At 68.2% G+C, this 22257-nt stretch carries 22 protein-coding genes and 1 pseudogene; 15 read left to right on the forward strand and 8 right to left on the reverse strand.

Annotation, left to right across the window (positions count from 1 at the left end):
* Positions 1 to 12: 12 nt before the first annotated feature.
* Together OH809_RS10375 and OH809_RS10380 are read right to left on the reverse strand one after the other, a co-directional pair.
* Positions 13 to 1641, reverse strand: coding sequence for an IS200/IS605 family accessory protein TnpB-related protein (locus OH809_RS10375; RefSeq protein ID WP_406425260.1), 1629 nt, complete (start codon positions 1639 to 1641; stop codon positions 13 to 15).
* A 241-nt stretch (positions 1642 to 1882) separates the two neighbouring features.
* The gene (locus OH809_RS10380) at positions 1883 to 2182 is read right to left on the reverse strand and encodes a cupin domain-containing protein (RefSeq protein ID WP_406422678.1); all 300 of its coding nucleotides are present in this window, start codon (positions 2180 to 2182) and stop codon (positions 1883 to 1885) included.
* Between the two features lie 178 nt (positions 2183 to 2360).
* Here OH809_RS10380 and OH809_RS10385 point away from each other — a divergent pair, with 178 nt between their 5' ends.
* On the forward strand, positions 2361 to 2828 hold the full coding sequence (locus tag OH809_RS10385; RefSeq protein WP_406515022.1) for a hypothetical protein: 468 nt from the start codon (positions 2361 to 2363) through the stop codon (positions 2826 to 2828).
* A gap of 15 nt (positions 2829 to 2843) precedes the next feature.
* Here OH809_RS10385 and OH809_RS10390 read toward each other — a convergent pair whose 3' ends face one another.
* Positions 2844 to 3488: a histidine phosphatase family protein gene (locus OH809_RS10390; RefSeq protein WP_406422676.1), complete on the reverse strand. Its 645-nt coding sequence runs from the start codon at positions 3486 to 3488 to the stop codon at positions 2844 to 2846.
* A gap of 151 nt (positions 3489 to 3639) precedes the next feature.
* On the opposite strand from OH809_RS10390, the gene OH809_RS10395 reads away from it, so the two are divergent.
* Positions 3640 to 4485, forward strand: a complete 846-nt coding sequence (locus tag OH809_RS10395) for a Scr1 family TA system antitoxin-like transcriptional regulator (protein WP_406422675.1) — start codon at positions 3640 to 3642, stop codon at positions 4483 to 4485.
* Positions 4469 to 4675: a DUF397 domain-containing protein gene (locus OH809_RS10400; RefSeq protein WP_406422674.1), complete on the forward strand. Its 207-nt coding sequence runs from the start codon at positions 4469 to 4471 to the stop codon at positions 4673 to 4675. The genes OH809_RS10395 and OH809_RS10400 overlap by 17 nt, the downstream gene beginning before the upstream one ends.
* 136 nt (positions 4676 to 4811) lie before the next feature.
* Here the strand turns inward: OH809_RS10400 and OH809_RS10405 are convergent, their stop codons facing one another.
* Positions 4812 to 5372 (reverse strand): TetR/AcrR family transcriptional regulator, encoded by a 561-nt coding sequence (locus OH809_RS10405; protein WP_406422673.1) that lies wholly within the window; start codon positions 5370 to 5372, stop codon positions 4812 to 4814.
* A 116-nt stretch (positions 5373 to 5488) separates the two neighbouring features.
* Between OH809_RS10405 and OH809_RS10410 the strand changes: the two genes are divergently transcribed.
* Both OH809_RS10410 and OH809_RS10415 read left to right on the forward strand, forming a co-directional pair.
* Positions 5489 to 6880 carry an MFS transporter gene (locus OH809_RS10410; protein ID WP_406422672.1) on the forward strand — a complete coding sequence of 464 codons (1392 nt, stop codon included), beginning with the start codon at positions 5489 to 5491 and terminating at the stop codon, positions 6878 to 6880.
* A gap of 67 nt (positions 6881 to 6947) precedes the next feature.
* Positions 6948 to 7112: a hypothetical protein gene (locus OH809_RS10415; RefSeq protein WP_406422671.1), complete on the forward strand. Its 165-nt coding sequence runs from the start codon at positions 6948 to 6950 to the stop codon at positions 7110 to 7112.
* Positions 7113 to 7168: 56 nt separating this feature from the next.
* Here OH809_RS10415 and acnA read toward each other — a convergent pair whose 3' ends face one another.
* Positions 7169 to 9883, reverse strand: a complete 2715-nt coding sequence (acnA, locus tag OH809_RS10420) for an aconitate hydratase AcnA (RefSeq protein WP_406422670.1) — start codon at positions 9881 to 9883, stop codon at positions 7169 to 7171.
* Positions 9884 to 10253: 370 nt separating this feature from the next.
* Between acnA and OH809_RS10425 the strand changes: the two genes are divergently transcribed.
* From OH809_RS10425 to OH809_RS10445, 5 genes are all read left to right on the forward strand, one after another.
* Positions 10254 to 10952: a TnsA-like heteromeric transposase endonuclease subunit gene (locus OH809_RS10425; protein WP_406422669.1), complete on the forward strand. Its 699-nt coding sequence runs from the start codon at positions 10254 to 10256 to the stop codon at positions 10950 to 10952.
* A 227-nt stretch (positions 10953 to 11179) separates the two neighbouring features.
* Positions 11180 to 12157 carry a transposase family protein gene (locus OH809_RS10430; protein ID WP_406422668.1) on the forward strand — a complete coding sequence of 326 codons (978 nt, stop codon included), beginning with the start codon at positions 11180 to 11182 and terminating at the stop codon, positions 12155 to 12157.
* Between the two features lie 120 nt (positions 12158 to 12277).
* Positions 12278 to 13420: a tyrosine-type recombinase/integrase gene (locus OH809_RS10435; RefSeq protein ID WP_406422667.1), complete on the forward strand. Its 1143-nt coding sequence runs from the start codon at positions 12278 to 12280 to the stop codon at positions 13418 to 13420.
* A complete protein-coding gene (locus OH809_RS10440; RefSeq protein WP_406515023.1) occupies positions 13417 to 16059 on the forward strand; it encodes a tyrosine-type recombinase/integrase in 2643 nt (880 codons plus the stop codon). The genes OH809_RS10435 and OH809_RS10440 overlap by 4 nt, the downstream gene beginning before the upstream one ends.
* Positions 16056 to 16637, forward strand: coding sequence for a DUF6262 family protein (locus tag OH809_RS10445; RefSeq protein ID WP_406422665.1), 582 nt, complete (start codon positions 16056 to 16058; stop codon positions 16635 to 16637). The genes OH809_RS10440 and OH809_RS10445 overlap by 4 nt, the downstream gene beginning before the upstream one ends.
* Before the next feature lie 146 nt (positions 16638 to 16783).
* Here the strand turns inward: OH809_RS10445 and OH809_RS10450 are convergent, their stop codons facing one another.
* Positions 16784 to 17311, reverse strand: a complete 528-nt coding sequence (locus OH809_RS10450; protein ID WP_406422664.1) for a DinB family protein — start codon at positions 17309 to 17311, stop codon at positions 16784 to 16786.
* Positions 17312 to 17501: 190 nt separating this feature from the next.
* Here OH809_RS10450 and OH809_RS10455 point away from each other — a divergent pair.
* A pseudogene (locus tag OH809_RS10455) lies at positions 17502 to 17771 on the forward strand (integrase); the annotation flags it as partial.
* 44 nt (positions 17772 to 17815) lie between these two features.
* Here OH809_RS10455 and OH809_RS10460 read toward each other — a convergent pair.
* Both OH809_RS10460 and OH809_RS10465 read right to left on the reverse strand, forming a co-directional pair.
* A complete protein-coding gene (locus tag OH809_RS10460; protein WP_406422663.1) occupies positions 17816 to 19024 on the reverse strand; it encodes an RNA-guided endonuclease InsQ/TnpB family protein in 1209 nt (402 codons plus the stop codon).
* Entirely contained in the window at positions 19021 to 19182 is a 162-nt protein-coding gene (locus tag OH809_RS10465; RefSeq protein WP_406422662.1) for a toxin-antitoxin system HicB family antitoxin, read from the reverse strand. The genes OH809_RS10460 and OH809_RS10465 overlap by 4 nt, the downstream gene beginning before the upstream one ends.
* A 103-nt stretch (positions 19183 to 19285) precedes the next feature.
* Between OH809_RS10465 and OH809_RS10470 the strand changes: the two genes are divergently transcribed.
* Genes OH809_RS10470 through OH809_RS10485 form a run of 4 tightly spaced genes read left to right on the forward strand, consistent with a single transcriptional unit; the run spans position 19286 to position 22054 of the window.
* Positions 19286 to 19738: a hypothetical protein gene (locus OH809_RS10470; RefSeq protein WP_406422661.1), complete on the forward strand. Its 453-nt coding sequence runs from the start codon at positions 19286 to 19288 to the stop codon at positions 19736 to 19738.
* On the forward strand, positions 19735 to 20787 hold the full coding sequence (locus OH809_RS10475) for an ATP-binding protein (RefSeq protein ID WP_406422660.1): 1053 nt from the start codon (positions 19735 to 19737) through the stop codon (positions 20785 to 20787). The genes OH809_RS10470 and OH809_RS10475 overlap by 4 nt, the downstream gene beginning before the upstream one ends.
* Positions 20788 to 20792: 5 nt before the next feature.
* Positions 20793 to 21479, forward strand: a complete 687-nt coding sequence (locus OH809_RS10480; RefSeq protein WP_406422659.1) for a hypothetical protein — start codon at positions 20793 to 20795, stop codon at positions 21477 to 21479.
* Between the two features lie 59 nt (positions 21480 to 21538).
* Positions 21539 to 22054, forward strand: coding sequence for a hypothetical protein (locus OH809_RS10485; protein WP_406422658.1), 516 nt, complete (start codon positions 21539 to 21541; stop codon positions 22052 to 22054).
* Positions 22055 to 22257: the final 203 nt, after the last annotated feature.

Genomic DNA, 22257 nt, shown 5'->3' on the forward strand with positions numbered 1-22257 from the left:
CTTCTACCGTTCCTAACCAGTGTGCATAAGTGAGTCCTGGACCCACTGCTGCGTACTGGGCGCATCCCGAACGGTGTTGGATGCACTGGGTTCCCGCTTTCGCTTCCCACTCGGCGGCACGCCTCCAGGGGCGCGGTCCGTAGTGGGCGGGCGGGTTCCCTCACGCCCCCGGTCACCCGGTCCGGCCTGGACGGTCCGATGCCCCGCACGATCACTCCGGTCGTGTGGGGGCGGTGCCGTCCGACGCCGGACCGGGTGTCCAAGGGCGCGTCGTCCGATCGCGATACCGGCGGCATCGTGACGGGACATCTTTCGGCGTGGGGTGACCAGCGGTTTCTGCCAGTGCTGGGCACCCCACATGGAGGTGTAGGCCGGGTCGACCGCAACGATCGCGAGCCCCTGTTCGGCGGCCATCGACACCAGTCGGGCCTTGAGCCTGCCGGTCGGGATGCCGGAGATGAGCTGCCGGAACCGCTTCTGGCGGCCGTGTTTCTCCCGGGTCTTCTCGGCGGTGAAGTCGAGGTCTTCGATGCCGATCGCGGCGACACCGACACGCACCGCCCAGTTGATCAGGCGGGTCAGCGCGTGGCGGATCTGTGCGTCGCGGTGGCCTGCCGAACCGGACAGGTCATAGAAGAACCGCCGGGGCCCGCCGATGGGGTTGCCGTGCCGGTCGAGCCGGTAGGCGGCGAAGTGGTCGGCGTTGGTGTCGACACCGATCATGCCCCGGGCGCGGGCGGTCTCCAACGGGATGGTCCGGACGGCGGGGCGTTGCCAGGACGCGGTGAGGTACCAGCGGCCACGCTCCGTATCGAGGTGGATGCGGTAGGCGACGGCCCGGTTCGCTTCGATGCGGTCGGCCCACTCCGTGCCCCGGTGCGCGAAGGCGATGTGGGAGGTGAGGATGTACCGGCCGTGCCGGGCGTTGGCCAGGTGCGCGAGCGGGGCAGGCAATTTGATGCTGACCTCGCCGTCCGGGGTGACGCGGATCGTCTCGTTCCCGAACCGCTTCCCCGACTCACCGTCAGCGGCAAGAAACCAGCGCTCCGCCTCCCACCGTTCCCGCCACTGCTTCTCGCTGAGCTCGGCTTCGGTGAGATGGTGGCGGGTGTTGAGGAGCCGTTTACCGCCCCGCACCACCCGGACCCGTCCGGCCTGCCGGTCGGAGACAGCGGCGGCGTGCCGGTCTTCCAGCATGGCGAGGCGGCGGGACTTGCGGAACCACTCGTTCTTCGACCGGTAACCGCCCGCAGCCCGCTTCGTACCGCGTTCCCCGATCGGGAGGGACAGCCGGTGTCGCAGTGTCCTGATCCCGGCCTCCAGGCTCTGGATATGCGCTGCCTGGCAACGGCGGGCCAGCGCCCACTGATCGTGCGTGGCCTTGGTGATCGCACCCGCAATCCGCGACGACGACACCCCGGTCAGCTCCCGCTTGCGCGACGCCCAGGTGTCCCCACTGTGCTCCAGACCATCCGCACAACGAGCCTTGAGATCACGCGAAGCCAGACGCCCCTGGTACTCACCGACCGCACGCAGTACGGTCTCGTCCCGGGCCGTGAGGTGCCCCAGACGGTCCCGGACCGCCACCCCGCAAGGCCCGGGCACCACGAAGGACGCCGCCGGCTCCCGCAAACCACCCACCACGCCACCCCCTCCCGCAAGGCCGGACACCTGCCACCCAGCCCAACGAACACCGGCGCCAAAGGTCACCCATTCGACCCAAGAACCCCCGTTCCCACCCCCCACGCCCCCCGACAGGGGCTCACTCCCGCTCGCTCCAACTCACTTCAGCACAGCAAACCGACAGCAGCTCGCAACCCTTTTCGCACCGGCGGCCGGTACCTCCCGACGTGGTACTGGCCGTCGATGCACTCCTCGCCGGTCAGCCGACGGAGGCAGCCTTGATCTCGATCTCGACGAAGGCCAGCCAGGCACTGCCGGTATTGACGACATCGTGCTCGCCACCGGCCGGGCGGGCGTACGACTCACCGGCCCGCAGCTGCGATTCGGTCACCGACCCGTCGGGCGCGAAGGCGCTGATGACACCGTCGACGACCGGCACGACCACGTACTCATGCGCATGAACATGGCGGCCGGTACGCGTCCCGGGCTCGAAGTCCCAGCGGGTGACCCGCACCTGGTCGTCCTCGTGCTGCACGCTTGGGCGAGCGGTTGTCGTCATCGGCCTGCTCCTCGCTGTTGGTTCATACTCGCTCTCCGGGCCGCAAAAGCCCACGTCACAGCTTTGATCGCCGCGTCGCACCAGCCGAATATACGTACCGCCACCAGCGCCGCACCGGCGCACCGGAATCAGGCAGGAGGGTCTGTTCAGGAGCCCGCCCCTCTCCTACGCTGCCGCGATGAGCTGGATAACGGTCGTCAGCACGGTCGCAGGCGCGGTCATCGCCCTCAGTTCGGCGCTGGTCATCGAACGTCGCCGGGATCTGCGGGAGACCAGGCGGGAGTGGCGGACGAGCCGACGGGACCTCTACAGCGCCTACTTGTCCGCTCTGGCCAAGGCGCGCAGCGAACTCTGGTCGATCGCACGGGACAGGTCCCGGTCCGCCGAGGAGCGCTCCCGGGCCGCCCGCGCCTGCTTCACGGACTGCTACGAACTGCGCTATCAGTTCGAGGTCTTCGCGCCACGAGCAGTCGTCGAACCTGCGCTCCTGTACTTCCGACGGGTCCGTGACCTGCGTGACGCGGTCGCCGACGGTCTCCTCCACGGAATGCCGGAGTACGAGCAGCATGCGGCCCAGGTGCTGGAGGCCCTGACCCGGGTGCGGGACGCGATGCGTGCCGACATGGGGACGGACACGATGGAGTGAACAGCGTGGACCTGCTCAGTCCTGCTCGGGCGACTCCGGGACGGCGGCGCGGAAGAGACTCTCGGGCAGGGCCAGGTTCAGGGCGGTGATGACGGGCTGCCCGTGCTCCGTGCCGAGCCGGGAGACGGCCCCCGTGGCGAGCTGGAACATGGTGCCCCCGGCCGGAGCCAGTCCCAGATAGCGGGCGGTGAGCACGCGCAGGAAGTGGGAGTGCGCAACGAGAGCGATGTCCGCGTCCCCCACCTGTTCAGCGGCCGTCCGGACCTCGGTGAGCACGCGGTCGGCGCGCCTGCCCACCTCAGCCGGCGTCTCCCCGGGGTGCGCCTCGGGGCCGGGGGTGACGCCATCGGTCCACAGGTTCCAGGAGGGCCGGGTCCGGTGGATCTCGACGGTGGTCACGCCCTCGTAGCCGCCGTAGTCCCACTCGCGCAGGTCGGGGGTGACACGGGGCGAGTCCAGCCCGGCGAGCTCGGCGGTGCGCCGGGCGCGCAGGGCCGGGCTGACCAGGGTGAGCCCGATTTTCCGGTCGGCGATCAGCGGCACGAGAGCACGCGCCTGACGCTCGCCGAGCTCGGTCAGGGGCAGATCGGTGTGGCTCGTGTGCCGCCCGTTCCGGGACCACTCGGTCTCGCCGTGCCGGATCAGGATCAACTCGCCCATGGGTGCCATCCGCTCTCTGTGCTCTGCGCGCCGCGTGCTGCGAAGGTTGCAAACCCGCTGATCCACGATTGCATTCCGGACCGTCCACGATGGGGTGGCCGGTACCTCGTTTCCGAGTCCGGCGGCCTCGTGTCCGGCTACATTCCGCCACATGCCGCAACCCAAGGAACTGGACCCGTACACCAATCCACGAGCCTTCTACGGCTCCGAATTACGCCGCCTGCGCGAGGCCGCCGGGCTGTCCCAGGAGCAGCTGGGCGAGCGGGTGTTCTGCTCGGGTTCGTACATCGGGCAGTTCGAGTCGGCGAATCGGCGGCCGCAGATCGACATGTCCCGCGTCTTCGATCAGCTCTTCGGTAGCGGGGAGCATCTGGAACGGCTGTGCCGGCTGGCCGGGAAGTCGAAGGTGGCGGACTACTTCGCCGACGCCGCGGAACTGGAACAACGGGCAACAGCGATCAACGAGTTCGCCCCCATGGTGATCCCGGGAATGCTCCAGACACCTGTCTACGCGAGAGCACTGACGAAGTCCGTACAGCGGTACGCCCCGAATGACGTCGTCGAGCAACACGTCAACACACGCATGGAACGTGCCCAACTACTCACAGGCAGCGATCAGCCCCTCTTCTGGGCGATTCTCCATGAGGCCTCACTCCGGGTACCCCTTGGCGGTCCCGTCGCGATGCACGACCAGCTGATGCATCTCGTCGAGATGGCACGCACCCACCCGCACATCGTTCTGCAGGTGTTGCCCTTTTCCGCCGGTGCACATCCGTTCCTGAACACCATGGTCTCGCTCATGCAGTTCGCCGATGCTCCGCCGGTTGTGTACACCGAAGGTTCCTACACGGGCCAACTGGTCGACGAACCCGCCCTGGTGGCGGACTTTCAATCCTCATACGATCTGGCCAGGGCCGTCGCTCTGTCGCCGGAGACGTCCCTGGCCCTGATCGAATCGGCGGCGAAGGAGCACGCAGCCGATGAGCACCGCACCTGAACCGAATTCGGCCGCCTGGCGCAAGTCGACCTACAGCAACGGGGACGGCGGCAGCTGCGTGGAGGTGGCCGACGGCGCTTCGGGCCTCGTTCCCGTGCGCGACAGCAAGATCACGGACGGCCCGGTGCTCGTCTTCCGCGCGACCGGCTGGATGTCCTTCGTCAAGGGTGTCAAGAGCCGCGCGTTCTGAAGCAGTTCAGTAGGCACATCGGAGGTCCGGCCGGTCGTCGCACGGTCGTCGTCGTGTTCGCGCCGGTCACCGCCGCCCGGATCCGTACGTCAGTGACCGCCGGGCTTCCGACCAGGGGCACCCACCACCGCGCCAGTCAGGCGCTCGCGTCGAGCAGCAGCTCCGCCATTGCCCGCGCCGCCAGGGCCGGATGGGCGTCCGGGCGGGTCACCGCGTGGGCCAGGGTGCCGTCGATCAGCACCAGGAGCTGATTGGCGCCGAACTCCGGGGCCGGGTGGCCGTAGCGGGTCAGTTCGGTGGTGAACAGCTCGTGCAGGCCGTCCTTGAAGGCACGGACCGCCGCGTGCGCGGGGTGCTCCGGGTCGGTGAGGGCCAGGTCCGCCGACGTGTAGCGGCAGCCGTGGAACGCCGGGCGCTGGGTGACGTTCTCCAGCTCGTCGAAGACCGCGAGGATCCGCCGGCGCGGGTCGTCACCGGCGTCGTCCATCACCTGGCGGTAGCGGGCGTCGCCCGGGTAGCTGCGCAGGAGTTCGGCGATCAGGCCGTCCTTGCCGCCGAAGTGCTGGTAGAGCGAGCGGCGGGCGACCTCGGCCTGTTTGAGGATCGCGTCCACCCCCACGTGCACGCCATGGGTGTACGTGAGGTCACGGGCCGCTTCCAGCAGCCGTTCGCGGGGGCCCGGTCTCGTCGTCGTCACGTCACCGATTCTGACACGGGGTTGACGGTAGAACAACCGGTCTATCTACTATGGGGCGTCACTCGACGTAGACCGATCGTTCTATCCACTCCTTCGACCTCCTGGGGAGAACAGCCATGCCACGTGCGGGCACCCTGCCGGCCGTACTGACCGGTGTCTTCATCACGGTCCTCGACTTCTTCATCGTGAATGTGGCCATTCCGGCCACCCAGCGCGACCTGCATGCCGGTTCCGCCGCCATCGAGTGGGTGGTCGCCGGATACGCCCTGGCGTACGGCTCCGGACTGATCCTCGGCGGACGGCTCGGCGACATCCATGGACGCCGCCGCACGCTCATGCTCGGGATGGGACTCTTCACGCTCGCCTCGATCGCCTGCGGTCTGGCGCCCGACGCGGCGGCGCTGGTCGCCGCCCGCGTCGTGCAGGGCGCCGCGGCCGCACTCCTCTCACCGCAGGTGCTGGCGATCGTCCGCACCGCGTACACCGGACCCGCCCAGCTCAGGGCCATCAACGCCTATGCGTTGACCATGGGTCTTGCCGCGGTGTTCGGGCAGCTCATCGGCGGCGTGCTCATCCATGCGGATCTGTTCGGGCTGGGCTGGCGGGCCTGCTTCCTGATCAATGTTCCGATCGGCATCGCGGTGCTGGCGGTCGCCCGGCGGGTGATTCCGGAGAGCCGGGTTCCGGAGGCTGTCCGGCTCGACCTCGGTGGCGCCGCACTCGTCACCTCGGCCCTGGTCGCCACGCTGCTGCCACTGATCGAGGGGCGCGAGCAGGGCTGGCCGCTGTGGACCTGGGCGTCGTTCGCCGGCGCGGCAGGGCTCTTCGTGGCGTACGGCAGGCGGCGGCGGTACGACGCTCCGCTGATCGACCCGGCCCTGTTCCGTCAACGAGCCTTCACCACAGGGCTGTTCACCGCACTTGCCTTCAGCATGGGCATGGCCGCCTACTTCCTGATCTTCGCTCTCTACGCCCAGCAGGGACGGGGTCTCGACGCGCTGGGGGCCGGGCTGGTCTTCGTGCCGATCGGCGCGGGCTATCTGGGCGCTTCGCTGCTCGCGCCGCGACTGGTGGCGCGGATCGGCCGGCAGACGATCGCCCTCGGCGGGCTGACCAGAGCGCTGGGGCTGGGCGTGCTGTTCGTCCTCGTGGCGCAGGACGTGGCGATCGGATGGCTGGTTCCGGTGCTCGTCCTCGACGGCATCGGCATGGGCCTGGCGCTCGCCCCGATCATGACCACCGTGCTGTCCCGGGTCGCCCCGCAGCACGCCGGGGCCGCCGCCGGGGTGCTCACCACGGCGCAGCAGGTGGGCGGGGCGCTCGGGGTCGGCGTCGTCGGCATCGTCTACTACGGCAGCCTCGCCGACGGTGTGCCGACCGCCTTCCGGCACGGGCTGGTCTACCTGGTCCTGGTGGCCCTGGCGCTCGCCGGTCTCGTACAGCTGCTGCCCCGGACCGCCGCGAGGACGAAGGCCGCACCCGTCTCGCGAGAAGGAGCCCACGCATGAACCGCCGGCACCGGCCGTCCGATCGACGGCCCGGCCCGCCGCTGCATCGCCCTGCGGGAGAAGCCCGATGCCGTCGCGCGCGGGGCACGGCCGTACGGGGCCGGCCGACGCACTGGAGGACGGTCATGGCGCGACGCGGCCATTGCCGGGTGCGGGGCCGCGCGACTGCCGCTCGCTGCGGGACGTCATGACGCAGCTGCACGGCATTCACATGCTCACCACCGCCGCATGACGCCGAAGGGCCGCACCCCGTCACCGGGATGCGGCCCTTCCTCCTGCTGCCGGACCCTACTTGCGGATCAGGCTGCGGAGCACGTACTGCATGATGCCGCCGTTTCGGTAGTAGTCCGCCTCACCGGGAGTGTCGATGCGGACGACCGCGTCGAACTCCACACCGGTGTCGGTGGAGACCTTCACCGTGCGCGGCGTGGTGCCGTTGTTCAGCTCGGTCACGCCGGTGAAGGAGAAGGTCTCCTCGCCGGTGAGGCCGAGGGCCTCGGCGCTCGCGCCCTCCGGGAACTGGAGCGGGAGAACGCCCATGCCGATGAGGTTCGAGCGGTGGATGCGCTCGTACGACTCGGCGATGACGGCCTTGACGCCGAGGAGCGCGGTGCCCTTGGCGGCCCAGTCACGGGACGAGCCGGAGCCGTACTCCTTGCCCGCCAGGATGACCAGCGGGGTGCCGGCGGCCTGGTAGTTCTGCGAGGCGTCGTAGATGAACGACACGGGGGCATCGGCCTGGGTGAAGTCGCGGGTGTAACCACCCTCGGTGCCCGGGGCGATCTGGTTGCGCAGGCGGATGTTCGCGAACGTGCCGCGAATCATGACCTCGTGGTTACCGCGGCGCGAGCCGTACGAGTTGAAGTCGCGGCGCTCGACGCCGTGCTCCGTCAGGTACGTGCCGGCCGGGGTGTCGGCCTTGATCGCACCGGCCGGGGAGATGTGGTCGGTGGTGACCGAGTCGCCCAGCTTCGCCAGCACGCGGGCGCCGGTGATGTCGGAGACCGGGGTGGTCTCCATCGTCATGCCCTCGAAGTAAGGGGGCTTGCGCACGTAGGTGGACTGCGGGTCCCACTCGAAGGTGTTGCCGGTCGGGATCGACAGCGCCTGCCACTGGGCGTCGCCCGCGAAGACGTCCCGGTAGGACTTGTTGAACATGTCCTCGCCGATGGAGTTGGCGACGACGTCGTTGACCTCGGCCTCGGTGGGCCAGATGTCCGCGAGGTGGACCGGCTTGCCGTCCTGGTCGATGCCCAGGGCGTCCTTGGTGATGTCGACCTTCATCGAACCGGCGATGGCGTACGCGACGACCAGCGGCGGGGACGCCAGGTAGTTCATCTTGACGTCGGGGTTGATGCGGCCCTCGAAGTTACGGTTGCCGGAGAGCACCGAGGTCACGGCCAGGTCGTGCTCGTTGACCGCCTTGGAGACCTCCTCCGGCAGCGGGCCGGAGTTGCCGATGCAGGTGGTGCAGCCGTAGCCGACGAGGTTGAAGCCGACCTTGTCGAGGTACGGGGTCAGGCCCGCCTTGTCGAAGTAGTCGGTGACGACCTTGGAACCCGGGGCGAGCGTGGTCTTGACCCACGGCTTGCGGGTCAGGCCCTTCTCGACCGCCTTCTTGGCCACGAGCGCCGCGGCGACCATGACGTACGGGTTCGAGGTGTTGGTGCAGGACGTGATCGCGGCGACGGTGACGGCGCCGTGGTCGATCTCGTACGTCGTTCCGTCGGGGGCCGTGACCGTGGTCGGACGCGACGGCACACCGTTGGAGGAGGCCGGCGAGTCGGAGGCCGGGAAGGACTCCTTGCCGGACTCCTCGTCCTCGGAGACGTAGTTGCGGACGTCCTGCGCGAACTGCTGCGAGGCGTTGGCGAGGACGATGCGGTCCTGCGGGCGCTTCGGGCCGGCGATGGAGGGGACGACCGTGGAGAGGTCGAGCTCCAGCTTCTCGGAGAAGTCCGGCTCGGCGGCCGGGTCGAGCCAGAGGCCCTGCTCCTTGGCGTACGCCTCGACGAGCGCGACCTGCTGCTCGTCACGGCCGGTCAGACGCAGGTACTTCAGCGTCTCGTCGTCGATCGGGAAGATCGCGGCGGTGGAGCCGAACTCCGGCGACATGTTGCCGATGGTGGCGCGGTTCGCGAGGGAGGTGGCGGCGACGCCCTCACCGTAGAACTCGACGAACTTGCCGACGACGCCGTGCTTGCGGAGCATCTCGGTGATGGTCAGCACGAGGTCGGTGGCGGTGGTGCCGGGCTTCAGCTCGCCGGTCAGCTTGAAGCCGACGACGCGCGGGATGAGCATGGAGACCGGCTGGCCGAGCATCGCGGCCTCGGCCTCGATGCCGCCGACACCCCAGCCCAGCACGCCGAGGCCGTTGACCATGGTGGTGTGCGAGTCGGTGCCGACGAGGGTGTCGGGGTACGCCTGGCCACCCCGGACCATGACCGTACGGGCCAGGTGCTCGATGTTGACCTGGTGGACGATGCCGGTGCCCGGGGGGACGACCTTGAACTCGTCGAAGGCGGTCTGGCCCCAGCGCAGGAACTGGTAGCGCTCCTTGTTGCGGCCGTACTCCAGCTCGACGTTCTGCGCGAACGCGTCGTTGGTGCCGAACTTGTCCGCGATGACGGAGTGGTCGATGACCAGCTCGGCCGGCGCGAGGGGGTTGATCTTCGCCGGGTCGCCGCCGAGCTCCTTCACGGCCTCACGCATGGTGGCGAGGTCCACGACACACGGAACACCGGTGAAGTCCTGCATGATCACGCGGGCCGGCGTGAACTGGATCTCCTGGCTGGGCTGGGCCTGGGAGTCCCAGCCACCCAGCGCCCGGATGTGGTCGGCGGTGATGTTCGCGCCGTCCTCGGTGCGGAGCAGGTTCTCCAGCAGCACCTTCAGGCTGTAAGGGAGGCGCGCGGAGCCCTCGACCTTGTCCAGCTTGAAGATCTCGTACGACTCGTCGCCCACGCGCAGCGTGCTGCGGGCGTCGAAGCTGTTCGCCGACACGACAGTCTCCTTCATCAATGTGCGCGTACCACCGCGCCGCGCCTCATTACGGCGGGCGCTGCGTGGTGCCGCCTACGGCTCCTCGACCATCCGCTGAGGTAAGGCTTAGTTAGGTAACCCTTACGGTTCGGCGGCTGCGGTGCACCTTCGGCAGATATCTCGATGTCGAGATAACTCTAGTACATCACCGCGGAACGGTCATGCCCGGCTGCCCGTGACCGCTGTCATCCAATCGAGGCGTTTGACAGCGAACCCAGTCGTTTCGGCTTCCTTGCCAGCGAACCTAGTCGTACGAGGTGACGCGCTGGGGGTGCTGGATGGCCGTACCGGTCGGGGTAAATCTTGCAGAGCCGTACGTCGAGTGTCGTACGTGGATGCTGTACGCGAGCGTCGGCGGCGTCCGCTGCTGGACTGTGTGACGGCCCGGTTCGAGGACGTGGCCGCCGTACGGCCGTTTCGCTGGGCGCGCGGTGAGCGTCACTTCTCCGGCTGGTACTGGGCGGCAACGACCGGGCAGCACGTCGGTTTCGAATCGTGGCCGGAGCGGGACCGGCTTCTGCTGATGGACTTCGATCCCGAGGTGGTGGGAATCGCCTCGCAACCGTTCTGGCTGCACTGGCACGACGGCGAGCGGGAGCGTCGGCACGCTCCGGACTACTTCGTACGCCGCACGGACGGCTCGGCGGTGGTCGTCGATGTCCGCGCCGATAAACGGATCGAGCCGAAGGACGCGGAAGCGTTCGAGGTCACCCGCCTGGCCTGCGGCCAGGCAGGATGGGGCTTCGAGCGGGTCGGGGTGCCGGATGCGGCGCTTCTGGCGAATGTTCGGTGGCTGTCGCGCTACCGGCACCCGCGGTGCCTGCACGGACCGGTCGTGAACCGGCTCCGGGCAGCTCTCTCGGCCCCGGTCCCGCTGATGATCGGAGCCGATGCCGCCGGCGACCGGCTTGAGACGCTGCCTGGCTTGTTCCATCTCCTCTGGCTCCAGGAAGTGGCCGCCGAGGGACTGGCGGTCGAGTTGCTGGGGCCGTCCACCATCGTGCGCCTGGCGGACGGAGGTGGACGGTGACGGGGAAAGTGCGACGAGTGCCTCCGACGGGCAGGATCGCGGAATTCCCGGAGAGCGCCGCTGAACAGGCTCGCTGGTGGGAGAGGCACATTCTGGAGGTTCTTGACGGCTTACCGCCGGATGCTCCTGCGGGGACGGTGCCACGGCCGGAGTTCGATCCGGAACGGAACTCGCCGGCTCAACGGGAGCGGGCCAAGGCTGCCGAGCTGACGGCGGGCGGGCACGCGATGACGGCCAGCGGCGTCAAGCAGCGGCGCCAGCGCTACCAGCGCGACGGGCCGGTAGGACTGGCCGATGGCCGGTCGGCCAAACAGATGCCATCGTTCGGCCGGGTCGCCCCGGCGGTGGTCGAGGCGATGCGGGAGGCGATCGAGGAGACCGCCGAGGCGTCGTCGAAAACGATCGGCTTCGTGGTCTGGCGGGCGACCCAGATCCTGAACGCACGCGAGGACGCGGAAGGTGTCGAGATGCCGTCCGAGCGCACGCTCTATCGGCTGTTCGACAGGCTGGCGGCCGGAACCCACGCGACAGGCTCGGTGAACGCGCGTCCGGCCGGTCCGTTCGGGGAGGTGCCCGCCTGCGCGCCGGGCGAATGGATGCAGATCGACTCCACTCCGCTGGATGTCCTGGTACGGCTGGACGACGGCATTGCCGAGAAGGTCGAGTTGACGGCCATGATCGACCTGGCGACCAGGTCACTGGCCGCTGTGGTGCTGCGACCGACGACAAAAGCGGCCGACGCCTCTGCTCTCCTGGCCCGGAGCATCACCCCGGAGACGATGCGTCCTGGCTGGTCCGAGGCCCTTCGGATGTCGAGGTCGGCGATGCCGCACCGGCGGCTGCTGGCTTTGGACGAGGGGCTGGAGCACGCGGCCGCGAAGCCGGTGATCGTGCCGGACACGATCGTCTGCGACCACGGCAAGGTCTTCATCTCGAACAACTTCCGCGCCTCTTGCCGCTACCTGGGCATCAGCCTTCAGCCGACTCACAAGGCGTCACCCTTCGAGAAGGGCGCGATCGAGAAAACGCTGGGGTCGGTGGCGACCCTGTTCGCGCAGTTCGTCGCAGGCTACACCGGCCGGTCGGTGGACCGCCGGGGCCGGGGCCTGGAGAACGGGCCACTGTGGTCCTTGCCCGAGTTGCAGAGCTTGCTGGAGGAGTGGACCGTCGCCGTCTTTACCGACCGTGGTTTGTGCTGTTCGTGATGTCCGTTCGAGCCTGTGGCGTGGACGTCATGGGCTTGTTTACCGACCGGGTTCAGGACGTTCGTCATGTTCTGGAGTCGGTACGGAGGACGAGTGGCACGGCAGCTTGTTGTTGGGGACTTGAGGGTCCAGCGGAAGGGCGGGCGAAGGTCGTGGACCATCGTCTGGCCGGAGAGCACGCTCCACGCCGAGGCGGACCGGTTCCTGCGCGTCCATGACGGCTCAGGCACACAGAAAACCTACGCGTACTACCTGGTGGACCATCTGCGATGGCTGGAGCGCGAGTGCCTGGACTTCGCGACGGTCCAACTGCGTGACCTGGAAAGGTACATGGGCATCGTCGGCGCCGAGGTCCATATGCCGCTCGGGGAGCCGTGGCGGGTGGGCAAGCGTCCCTATGGTCGGTCCGCGCTGTCGATCGCGGCCTCCTGCCTGAAGGGCTTCTATCTGCACCAAGCCTCCCTCGGCGTCAACGTGGGCCTTGGTGAGAAGCTCGATGGCACGCGGCTGCCGTCGCGGGTGGACCGTCGCCGCTCGTTCCTCGGGCATGTGAAGTCCGCGATGCCGGCGAACCCGCTCGCGCCGAAAGGACCGCACCGCCGGCACCCGAAGATGCTGCCCGACGGGGCGAGGGAGAAGCTGCTGGAGACGGCGAACTCGGCCCGGGACCGGATGGTGGTGACCTGGCTGGCCGACGGTGGCCTGCGGATTGGCGAGCTCTGCGGGCTGCACCTGGCCGACCTGCACCTGCGCAAGAACGCGTCCTGCGGCGAGTGCCGCACCCCGCACCTGCACGTCTGCCACCGGCCCGGCAACCCGAACCGGGCCGAGGCCAAGACCAAGCACCCCTGGCAAGTCGAACACGGCACGGTCACCGGCGGGCTGATCAAACGGGTCAGCCCGGAGATGGTGCACACCTACTTCGAGTACCTCACCAGCGAGTATCCGCGCGGCGCCGGACACGGCATGCTCCTGGTCCAACTGCACGGTGCCAGCGCCGGACAGCCGTGGGCGCCGGTCGGTGCCCGGCGGATGCTCGGCCGGGCCGGGAAACGCGCCGGGCTCGGGCTGGTGAAGCCCCATGCCTTCCAGCACACGTTCACCTCCGCGGTCCTCGACGCTGCCGACGGCAACCTGCTGATAGCCCGGGATACCGGCGGCTGGGCCTCGGCCGCCACGGTCGACGAGGTCTACGGACACGTCGACATCCACGACCCCGCCTTCGACTCCGCTCTGCGCGCGGTCTGGGGTGAGACGCGGTGACCGCGCCTGTTCTGACCCCGGTGCGGGATAGCCGGGAGGGACGGGACCGGTTGGAGATCATGACCGCCCTGGTCAACTCTCCGTCCTTCGACCCCGTGTTCCGCTCGGAGATCGTCGAGATCCCACCGGACCACCCCGTCTACCGATGGGTCTGCCTGGTCACCGATTGCGAGCGACCGAGGGCGGGCCGGGGAGATCTCTGCGGCGCCCACGAGACTGCGTGGCGGCAGCTGCGCGCTGAGCGGTCCCGAGCGGACTTCCTGCGCACCGCCGATCTGGTCGGGCACGGCGAGGAACTGCGTGAGCGACTGTGTCGGCTTTGCCCCGAGCGGCCGTCGCGCCAGTTGACCTTGAAATTGTGTCACCACCACCAGTTCAGCTGGTATCACTACCGCGACCGACACGGAGACGCCGCCGACTTCGACACCTGGCTGGCCAAGCAACTGCCCCGGCCCGGATATGGACGCTGCAAAGCTGTGGTCTGCCCTGACCTGGCGGAATCGCCCCTGGGGCTCTGCTATCGGCACCACCGGCGCTATCTCAGGGAAGGACGGCCGGGCGGGGCGGTGCTGCCAGCGCAGTGGGGCAACCGCTACGAGCGGGTCGGTTCGCCAGTGCCAGTCTCCTACGACAACGAGTCGGACTTCCGGTGGTGGTGCTCAAGGATGGCGCCGGTATCCCGACCGGGTCAGATCAACCTCCGCGGCCTGCACCCGCTCCTGAGAGCCGAGATTCAGTGGGGACTGTTCGTCCATGCCCGTGGATCGGGCAGGCGCTGGGAACTCACCCAGATCCAGAGCCTGGCGGACTACTGCCGCGACCACGGATTTCACTCGCTCACCGACCTGGCCGCCGGCAGCGTGGACCCGGACGAGGAAGGGGGTCGGCTGACCACAGTCGGCCGGGAAGCCTCCTACCTCGCCCGGATCCTCATCGACCTGCTCACCCCGCTCTATGTGACGCCGGAGCAGACCCGCGAGCAGGGTTACCTGAACACTGTGCACTTCGGCCGCAGGCTGAACAACCGGTCGCCACGCATCGACCTGACCTCGATATCTCAGCGATGGCTCCGCGACCTGGCCTGGGATCATTTCGCCGCGATACTGCGATCCCCGAGCTGCCCGCGCTCAGGTCACACCTTCGACGGCACCCGGCGAGCCTGCACCGAACTCAGCGCCTTCCTGGAGATCCAGGCCCCCGGCGGCGGTCACGACCCAAGGCTGCTTCGGCCGCACCACGTCCACGACTTCGCCGCCGACCAACGACTCCGCGAACTGGACGGACTGCCGTCCCTGGGAGTGAAAGGCCTGCACGGCAAACCGTCCATCGTGACCGCCTACACCCGCCAGATGGTCTTCACCCGCACCCGGCGGATCCTCCTGGAAGCCCTGGAATCCGGCGAAGCCGAACGGCTCGGCCTCGACCGGGGTTTCGTCACCGCCATGCCCTCTCCGGGCAGGATCATCACCCGGACACAGACCCCCTTCTCCGACGAAGTCGCCCGAGCCCTCGCCGCGGAGACGAACCTGCAGACGCTCGCCGCCTGCCACGACCCGGCAGACCGCGGACTCCGAGACGCCTGGGAGACCATCATCGTCACCGGACGGCGCTGCAGCGAGGTGATCAAACTGCGTCTGGACTGCCTGGGCCGCTACGGCGGGCTCCCCATGCTCTGGCACGACCAGACGAAGGTCGGCAACTACGACGCCGCGATCCGCATCCCTGAACAGCTCCACCAGCGGCTGGAAGCGCGACAGCGCAAGACCCTGGCGTTGTTCGCCACTCGCCACAACCGCCCGCCGACCCCGGAGGAACGCGCCCATCTGCCGCTGTTTCCCAGCAACCAGCGCAACAGCGACAGCCGTCGGCCCCTGTCCTACCAGTGGTTCCACCGGGGCTTCAAAGCATGGATCAACGGTCTCGACATCGGCCGGTGGGTGCCCCATCAAGCCCGGCACTCGCTGGCCACCAGCCTGCTGCGAGCCGGAGCGAGCCTGACCCACATCCGCCGCTACCTCGGTCAGGTATCCGAGCGCATGGCCGAGCGTTATGTCCACCTCGCTCAGTCCGACCTGGAGAGCGTGCTCCAGCACGTCTGGGTGGCTGGCCCCGGCGCCGCCAACCCCGGCGAAATCCTCACCGACGACCTCACGCCACTCAACCAAGAGCACGCCATGGCCATCGCGATCGACCTTGGCCGCCGCAGCACCCCCGCCGAGGGCGGCTTCTGCACCTTCCAGCCCGTCGTCGACGGCGGGGACTGCCCCTGGAGTCTCAACTGCCATTCCTGCGACAAGTTCGTCCTGCCCGGGGCCGATCTTCTCTACTGGAGGCGCAAGCGCGAGCCGTGGCGACTGCTGGCCGAGGGCGCCCCGGATGACGCCACCGCCGACTACCTGCACGTCTACTTCGAACCCACCGCCCGCGCCATCGACGGTCTGGAGAAGGCCCTGGCCGGCCTCGGCCTGCTCGACGACGCCCTCGCCCTGGACCTGCGCAAACCCCAGGACTACTTCCACCGCGTCTGGTCCACTGCCTTCCGCGCCGCCGACCTCGTCGACGTGGGCGCCGAAGGGGAGAGCGAGTACAGAAATACGTACACACCCGAGGACACCGACCCCGAACAGGACGTCGCATGAACACCGTCCCCGAGCCCCGCACCGCCGCTGCCCTGGCAGCACGCCGCAGCAGGACCGACTCAGCCCTCCTGCGGGTTTGCGAGTCCATCACCCGGCTGCGGCGCGAGAAAGCCCAGGTCAGCGTCGCTGCTGTCGCCCTGCGGGCGAACGTCTCACGCACTTTCCTCTATGACAACCCCGAGGCCCGGGCCGCCGTCGCTATGGCGATGGCGGAGGCCGGTGACCGGCGGTCCCGGATGCTCGCCGAACAGGACGACGAGCGCGAGGCGACCTGGCGCGAGCGCGCGCTGAACGCCGAGGACGCACTCAAGGCAGCCCAGGCCGAGATCCTCGCCCAGCGCACCCGAATCAGCGAACTCCTCGGCCAGATAAGGGACTTGCAAGCCGAGTGGACCGAAGAGGCCATCCAGCGGATTACCACCGAGAACACCACCCTCAAACAAAGGGTCCGCCAACTGAGCACCGACAACCGCACCCTCGACGAGCGGCTCAAAGCCGCCCGCTCTAACCTCCGCTTCCAGGGCCGACGCGTCGCAGACCTCGAAGCCCGCCTCACCGGGCCGGAACCGTCGGCCTGATCGCATCCCGCTGATACCTCATGGCCCGTCCACCGCCCCGGTGGACGGGCCCATCCCGTGATCCCGCCGGCCAGGCCGAACGAGCCACCGTCAGCTGAGGGGGTGGCGGCTCGTCCGTGCGGTCATTCGTGTCGCGGAAACGCGCCTCATGCCCCGGCGACTCCGTCGATGCGCTCTCGGATCAGATCGGCATGGCCATTGTGACGCGCGTACTCCTCGATCATGTGGACCATGATCCAGCGCAGCGACACGCCGTGATCGCCTACATGGCCAGCTTCCTGTTCGGACAGGCGACCGGAGTCGTCCAGTGATGCGGCGGCGATGAGCTCACGGCCGCGAGCGACTTCCGTTTGCCAGACAGCCGTCGCCTCGTCGAGTCCACGGTCCGGATGAAGACCAAAGCCATCAGCATTGCTCTCCCCGAAGACTGGGAACACGTCCTGGCCCGTAAACACGCGCTGGAACCAGTTGCGTTCCACTTCAGCCATGTGCTGGACGAGACCCAGCAGCGTCATCGACGACGGCGCCACCGAGGCCATTCGTAATTGATCATCTTTGAGGCCCGAGCACTTGAGGGCGAGGGTCGCACGGTGAAAGTCAAGCCATGCTTCCAGCATGGCGCGCTCATCAGCATGCGCGGGAGGGATGGGCCGTCCATCCGGTGTCGTAGTCATGACCGCACTCTGGCAGCAGCGGCCATGACCTGCGACCGTCTTCGCTGGCGACGAACACGCCTGGTCAACGCCTCCCGAGGCAAGCCAAAACATCAAACTCACAGCGACAGCCCCATCCCATCGTCACGAACATGTAGTCTATGAATCGCCGCAGTTCAGAGCCGGTGCACGAGCTCCTGCGGTCGGTAAAGCCTGCTGGCAGAACCGTCCGCACGATGCACTGCGGGACCCGGACTCTCCGAAACGGGCTTTCTCGCCAAACGAGAAGTACGCGACGCTGCTGGAGTCGTGCGGCTACGTTCCGGCCCCGCTCAGCGGCGAGGACTACATCGAGTTGCTGCCCGAACGGTGGCAGGCGATCAACGCCTACGGCATCCGGATCAACCACCGCACCTATGACGCTCGCGAGTTGCCCCCCATGCGCCGCCAGCACTCCGGGGTGGCGGAGAAGAAGGGGCTGTGACTCCACCCACGCGTAAACGCGCGGGCTTCCTGCGTCGGTGGCTAGGCCACTTCGCAGAGGGCCGGCCCAGCCCTGTTGAGGACGTTCAGCGCGCCGACGTGGTCCGCGTTCGCGGTGAAGCCGCACGTCGTGCACTGGAACTTCGCCTGGGTGACCCGGCTCTCCTTGGCGACGTGCCCGCAGGACGGGCAGGTGCGGGAGGTGTTACGGGGGTCCACTGCGATGACGGTCCGACCGGCGCTTTCAGCCTTGTTCGTGAGGATCGCGAGGAACACCCCCCAACCCGTGTCGAGGATCGATCGATTCAGTCCGGCCTTCGCGGCCCGCTGGTTCGGAAGGAAGGTGCCGGGCCGCTCGGGGTCGGGTTTCGGCTTGGGGGTGCGGGTCATGCCCGCGGTGTTCAACCGTTCGTGCGCGATCGCGTCGTGGTCGCGTACGAGGGTGCGTGCGGTCTTGTGGGCGTGGTCCAGGCGCTGGCGCCGGATCTTCGCGTGGATCTTGGCGACCTTCCGTGCGGCGGCTCGGTGCGCCTTCGTGCGCCGCTTGGTGCGCTTGGGGAACGTCGCCAGGTGCCGCTGCGCCTCGGCCAGTTCTCTGGCCGCCGTTTCGAGGAAGCGGGGGTTGGCGATGTGCTCGCCGTCCGAGGTGGTCAGGAAGTGGGTGACGCCCATGTCGATGCCGACGACCGCACCGGTGGCCGACAGCGGCTCGACGGGCACCTCGTCGCACGAGAGGACCACGTACCAGCGGTCGCCTTCCCGCTTGACGCCGATCGTCTTCACGCGGCCCTTGACGGGCCGGTGCTGGTGCACGCGGACGTGCCCGATGCCTTGCAGGCGTACACGGGTCTGACGGTCGTGCGGGGCGGAGTCCCACCGGCAGCCGTCGCCGTCCTTCGGGAAGATGACGGTGTCGAAGTGGCCAACGCCCTTGAATCTGGGGTATCCGGGTGTGAGACCGGCCTTCACGCGGCGGAAGAACGCCTGGAATGCCTTGTCCAGGCGCCGAAGCGTGGCCTGCTGCGAAGAGAAGGACCAGCGGCCCTGACGCCCGGGGTCGACCGCCCGGATCTCCTTGAGCTGCGCCGACTGGTCGCCGTACTTGATGCCGGTCTTCGAGCTGTGCCGGTAGGCGTCCCGCCGTTCCTGGAGCGCGCCGTTGTACAGGGAGCAGTGATCGGCGAGCATGGCCCGCAGCGCGGCTTCCTGCCCGGCAGTGGGGCGCAGAAGGAACTTGTAGGCACGGATCACCTCTGGCGCCTCCGCTCCAGGCGCAGGGCATCGGCGAGGAGAACACACGCGGCAGCGTTGATCGAGATGCCCGCCTCGTCGGCGTACTCCTCGACCTGCCGCTTCAAGTCCGGGGGAACACGCAGATTCAGCGACTCCCGGCGATCACCTCTAGCCACAACCAAAATGCTACCAAATGTGACGACGAGTCAGGTTCAGGACCAGACTCTGCGCTGCTCCGCAGCACGGTCGCGGATTCGATTCCCCCACCGGCTGAAGCCGGTGGTCCCCTCGAAAGGACTCCGATGGGAGATCCACTACGACCCCTACGACGTCTCCCGCATCTGGGTACGCGACCGGCGCGACGGATCTGACCGGTGGATCACGGTGTTCTGGAAGCACCTGCACCGCGTCGGCGTCCCGTTCGGTGAGATGGCCTGGGACCACGCTCGTGAACAGGCGCCCGGCGGGAGCGAAGAACAGATCGCCGATGCCGCCGCTGCCCTTCTGCAGCGAGCCCACGACGGCCCCGCAGAGAAGAACGCCCGTCCGGCCAGGGCTTCCCGGCGAGACCGCCGCGTCGCTGCCCGCACCCGGGCCACCACGACCCACCGGTCGAATCCTGACCCGCCGGTCACCGAGGCGACGCCGGAGGACGATGCGGACTCCGGCCTGGCCAAGGTCATCCCGCTGGGCTTGTTCGACCCGCTCGCCAATCCCTGGAGGCGTTCGTGACCACCCCTGAACTAACGGCCCGACAAACCGCATTGCTAGAGGTCGACGCCGATGCCGACCGGCAGCTCACCACATTGGACGGATGGCGGAGGTTCATCGACAGCTCCCCCGCGCCCCCGGTCCTCTTGTCTCCCGGCGACCTGGAGCAGCTCTCTCCCACCGCCCGGGACCTTTACGACGACGATCGGCTCGGCCGTCACGCCCGCATGCTCACGGTCGCCACCTCGTTCGTCGAGAAGACAGTGATCTGTGGCCGCAGATTGGTCCCGCTCAATCGGCACGCAATCAGTGCCCGCCGCGGCCTGATGGTCTCCGGGCTTCCCGGCACGGGCAAGACCAGCGCCATCACCCAGCTCGGACGGTCCCACGAACTCCTCGACCGGGCCCGGCACCCGAACATCGCCGACCGCATCCCGGTTCTCTACATCACCGTCCCGCCCGCGGCCACCGCCCGCATGGTCGCCGCTGAGTTCGCCCGCTTCCTTGGCCTTCCCGTCCGAGGCCGATCGAACATGACGGACATCATCGAGGCAGTGGTCGGCGTCTGCACCGACACTCGCACCGGCCTCGTGCTCGTCGACGAAATCCACAATGTCTCGCAGGTCACGCGGGCGGGCGGCGAGGTCTCCGACACCCTGAAGTACTTCTCGGAACGCATCCCCGCAACGTTCGTTTACGCCGGCATCGGCCTGGAGACCAGCGAACTACTAGCCGGCACACGGGGCGCCCAGATCGCGGGCCGCTTCACTCTCGTTCCCACCCGCCCATTTCCTTACGGAGACGAATGTAAGAGGCTGGTCGCGACCATGGAAGAGACCTTGCTCCTGCACGAACACCCGCCGGGAAGCCTGGTCAAGCTGGACCGCTACCTCCACAACCGGGCCGACGGCATGATCGGAGCGTTGTCTCACGCGATCCGCAGCGCCGCGATCGACGCCATCCTCAACGGCACCGAGCGTGTGGCCAAAGAAGCAATCGACGCGATCCCCCTGGACCACGCCGCGGAGACCGCGACGACGTCCCCGTCCAAGAAGACGGCCCGAAGGTGACCCGCGTGCCAACTGACCGCCCTGCCCTGCTTCCCATCCAGGTTCCGCCACGGCTCGGAGAGACAACCGACTCCTACATCCGACGCCTGGCTCGCGCCAACCACCTCAAGCCCAGTTACCTGCACCGTTTCCTCTGCGGCCCACCGTTCTGGTTCGGCAAACCCAGTCTCTCCCGCCTCGCAGCAGCCTCCGGCCGCCCCAGACGCTCGCTCGAACGGGCCCTGGCCGACGTCGCATCGCCACGACGACGCAACAAGCCGAACGTCCGCTTCCCCAGCACCGTCCCCTTGGCCGACCGCCCGGACCTGGCCCTCCGCATCCGCGAGACTGCCCAGTCCGGGACCGCGACCATCCGTGACCTGTCCAGACGCCACCAACTGCCCTCCCAGACCATCCGCACCATCCTGGAAATGCCAGCGCCGAGCACCTACAGGTCCAGGAAAGGTCCCAGGACGGGGCAGCCAGCCAGACGGCCCGCCCCCGCGATCAACGACTCAACACGAACCCTGATTGACGCCATGCTCGCCCAACGCCTCGATCTCCGAGAGATCTGGAACCGGCTGATGGACGACCACGAAGTCTCAGTGTCCTACTCCTCCATCAACGTCTACTTCCGGTCCCGTCCGCATGTGGAACGTCACGCAATTCCCCATCAGCAGCGCCAGCTTCCCCACGCAAGCGTTCGCCCCTGAGTCTCTCGCGCGCGCATAGTCACTGAAGCGGCCCTCAGCAACCTCCGTATCTTGGTGCCATGACGGACACGGAAGAACCGAAGCTCTACGTGAACCGCTGGGGCGACACATCAGATCCAGCCCCGGAGCGGCGGGGGCCCCGCCAGGACGCGTGCTCGTGCTTCGACCAGTCCAGGCCGCACCCGCGAGCCCGCGTCGGATTCCACACCGAACGGCAGGACACCTCTGCCCCGGGCTGGCAACACCTGCTGGAGCTGGTCGATGAGGCCGCCGCCGACGGGCGCGAAGAGTTCCGCCCCCTCACCGAGCTGAGCCCGGAAGAGCGGCGGCAGGTAATCACCCTGCCGCCGAGCATCGCCAGGCTGACAGCGGTCAAACACCTGGTGCTCTACGGCAGCAACTTGGTCCGCATCCCGCCCGAGATCGGATCCATGACCAGCCTGGAGGAGTTCACCCCATACACCTCATACCGACTTCACTGGTTCCCCTACGAGATCACCCGATTGAGAGCCGAAGCTCAGAATGAGAGTGCGGACCCCAACCTGGTAGTGCACTTTCATAGTGTGAACCCCTAGATGAGAGTGATGGGGTCGCCTTCGGGGGGGGTGCGCGCGTGTCGCCACGGCGATTAGCGCTGGTCACGGCTCCTCGGGCGGGCGAGGCGTTCGAGCGAGCTGATGCGCAGCTCCTCGCACGGCGCGGTCCGGCGTTCATCTCCGTCGACGACACGCGTCTTGGTCCCCGCCGACGCATCGTCATCTCGGCGGCGGAGGTCCAA

The organism is Streptomyces sp. NBC_00873, from assembly GCF_045207415.1.
Classification (GTDB): domain Bacteria; phylum Actinomycetota; class Actinomycetes; order Streptomycetales; family Streptomycetaceae; genus Streptomyces.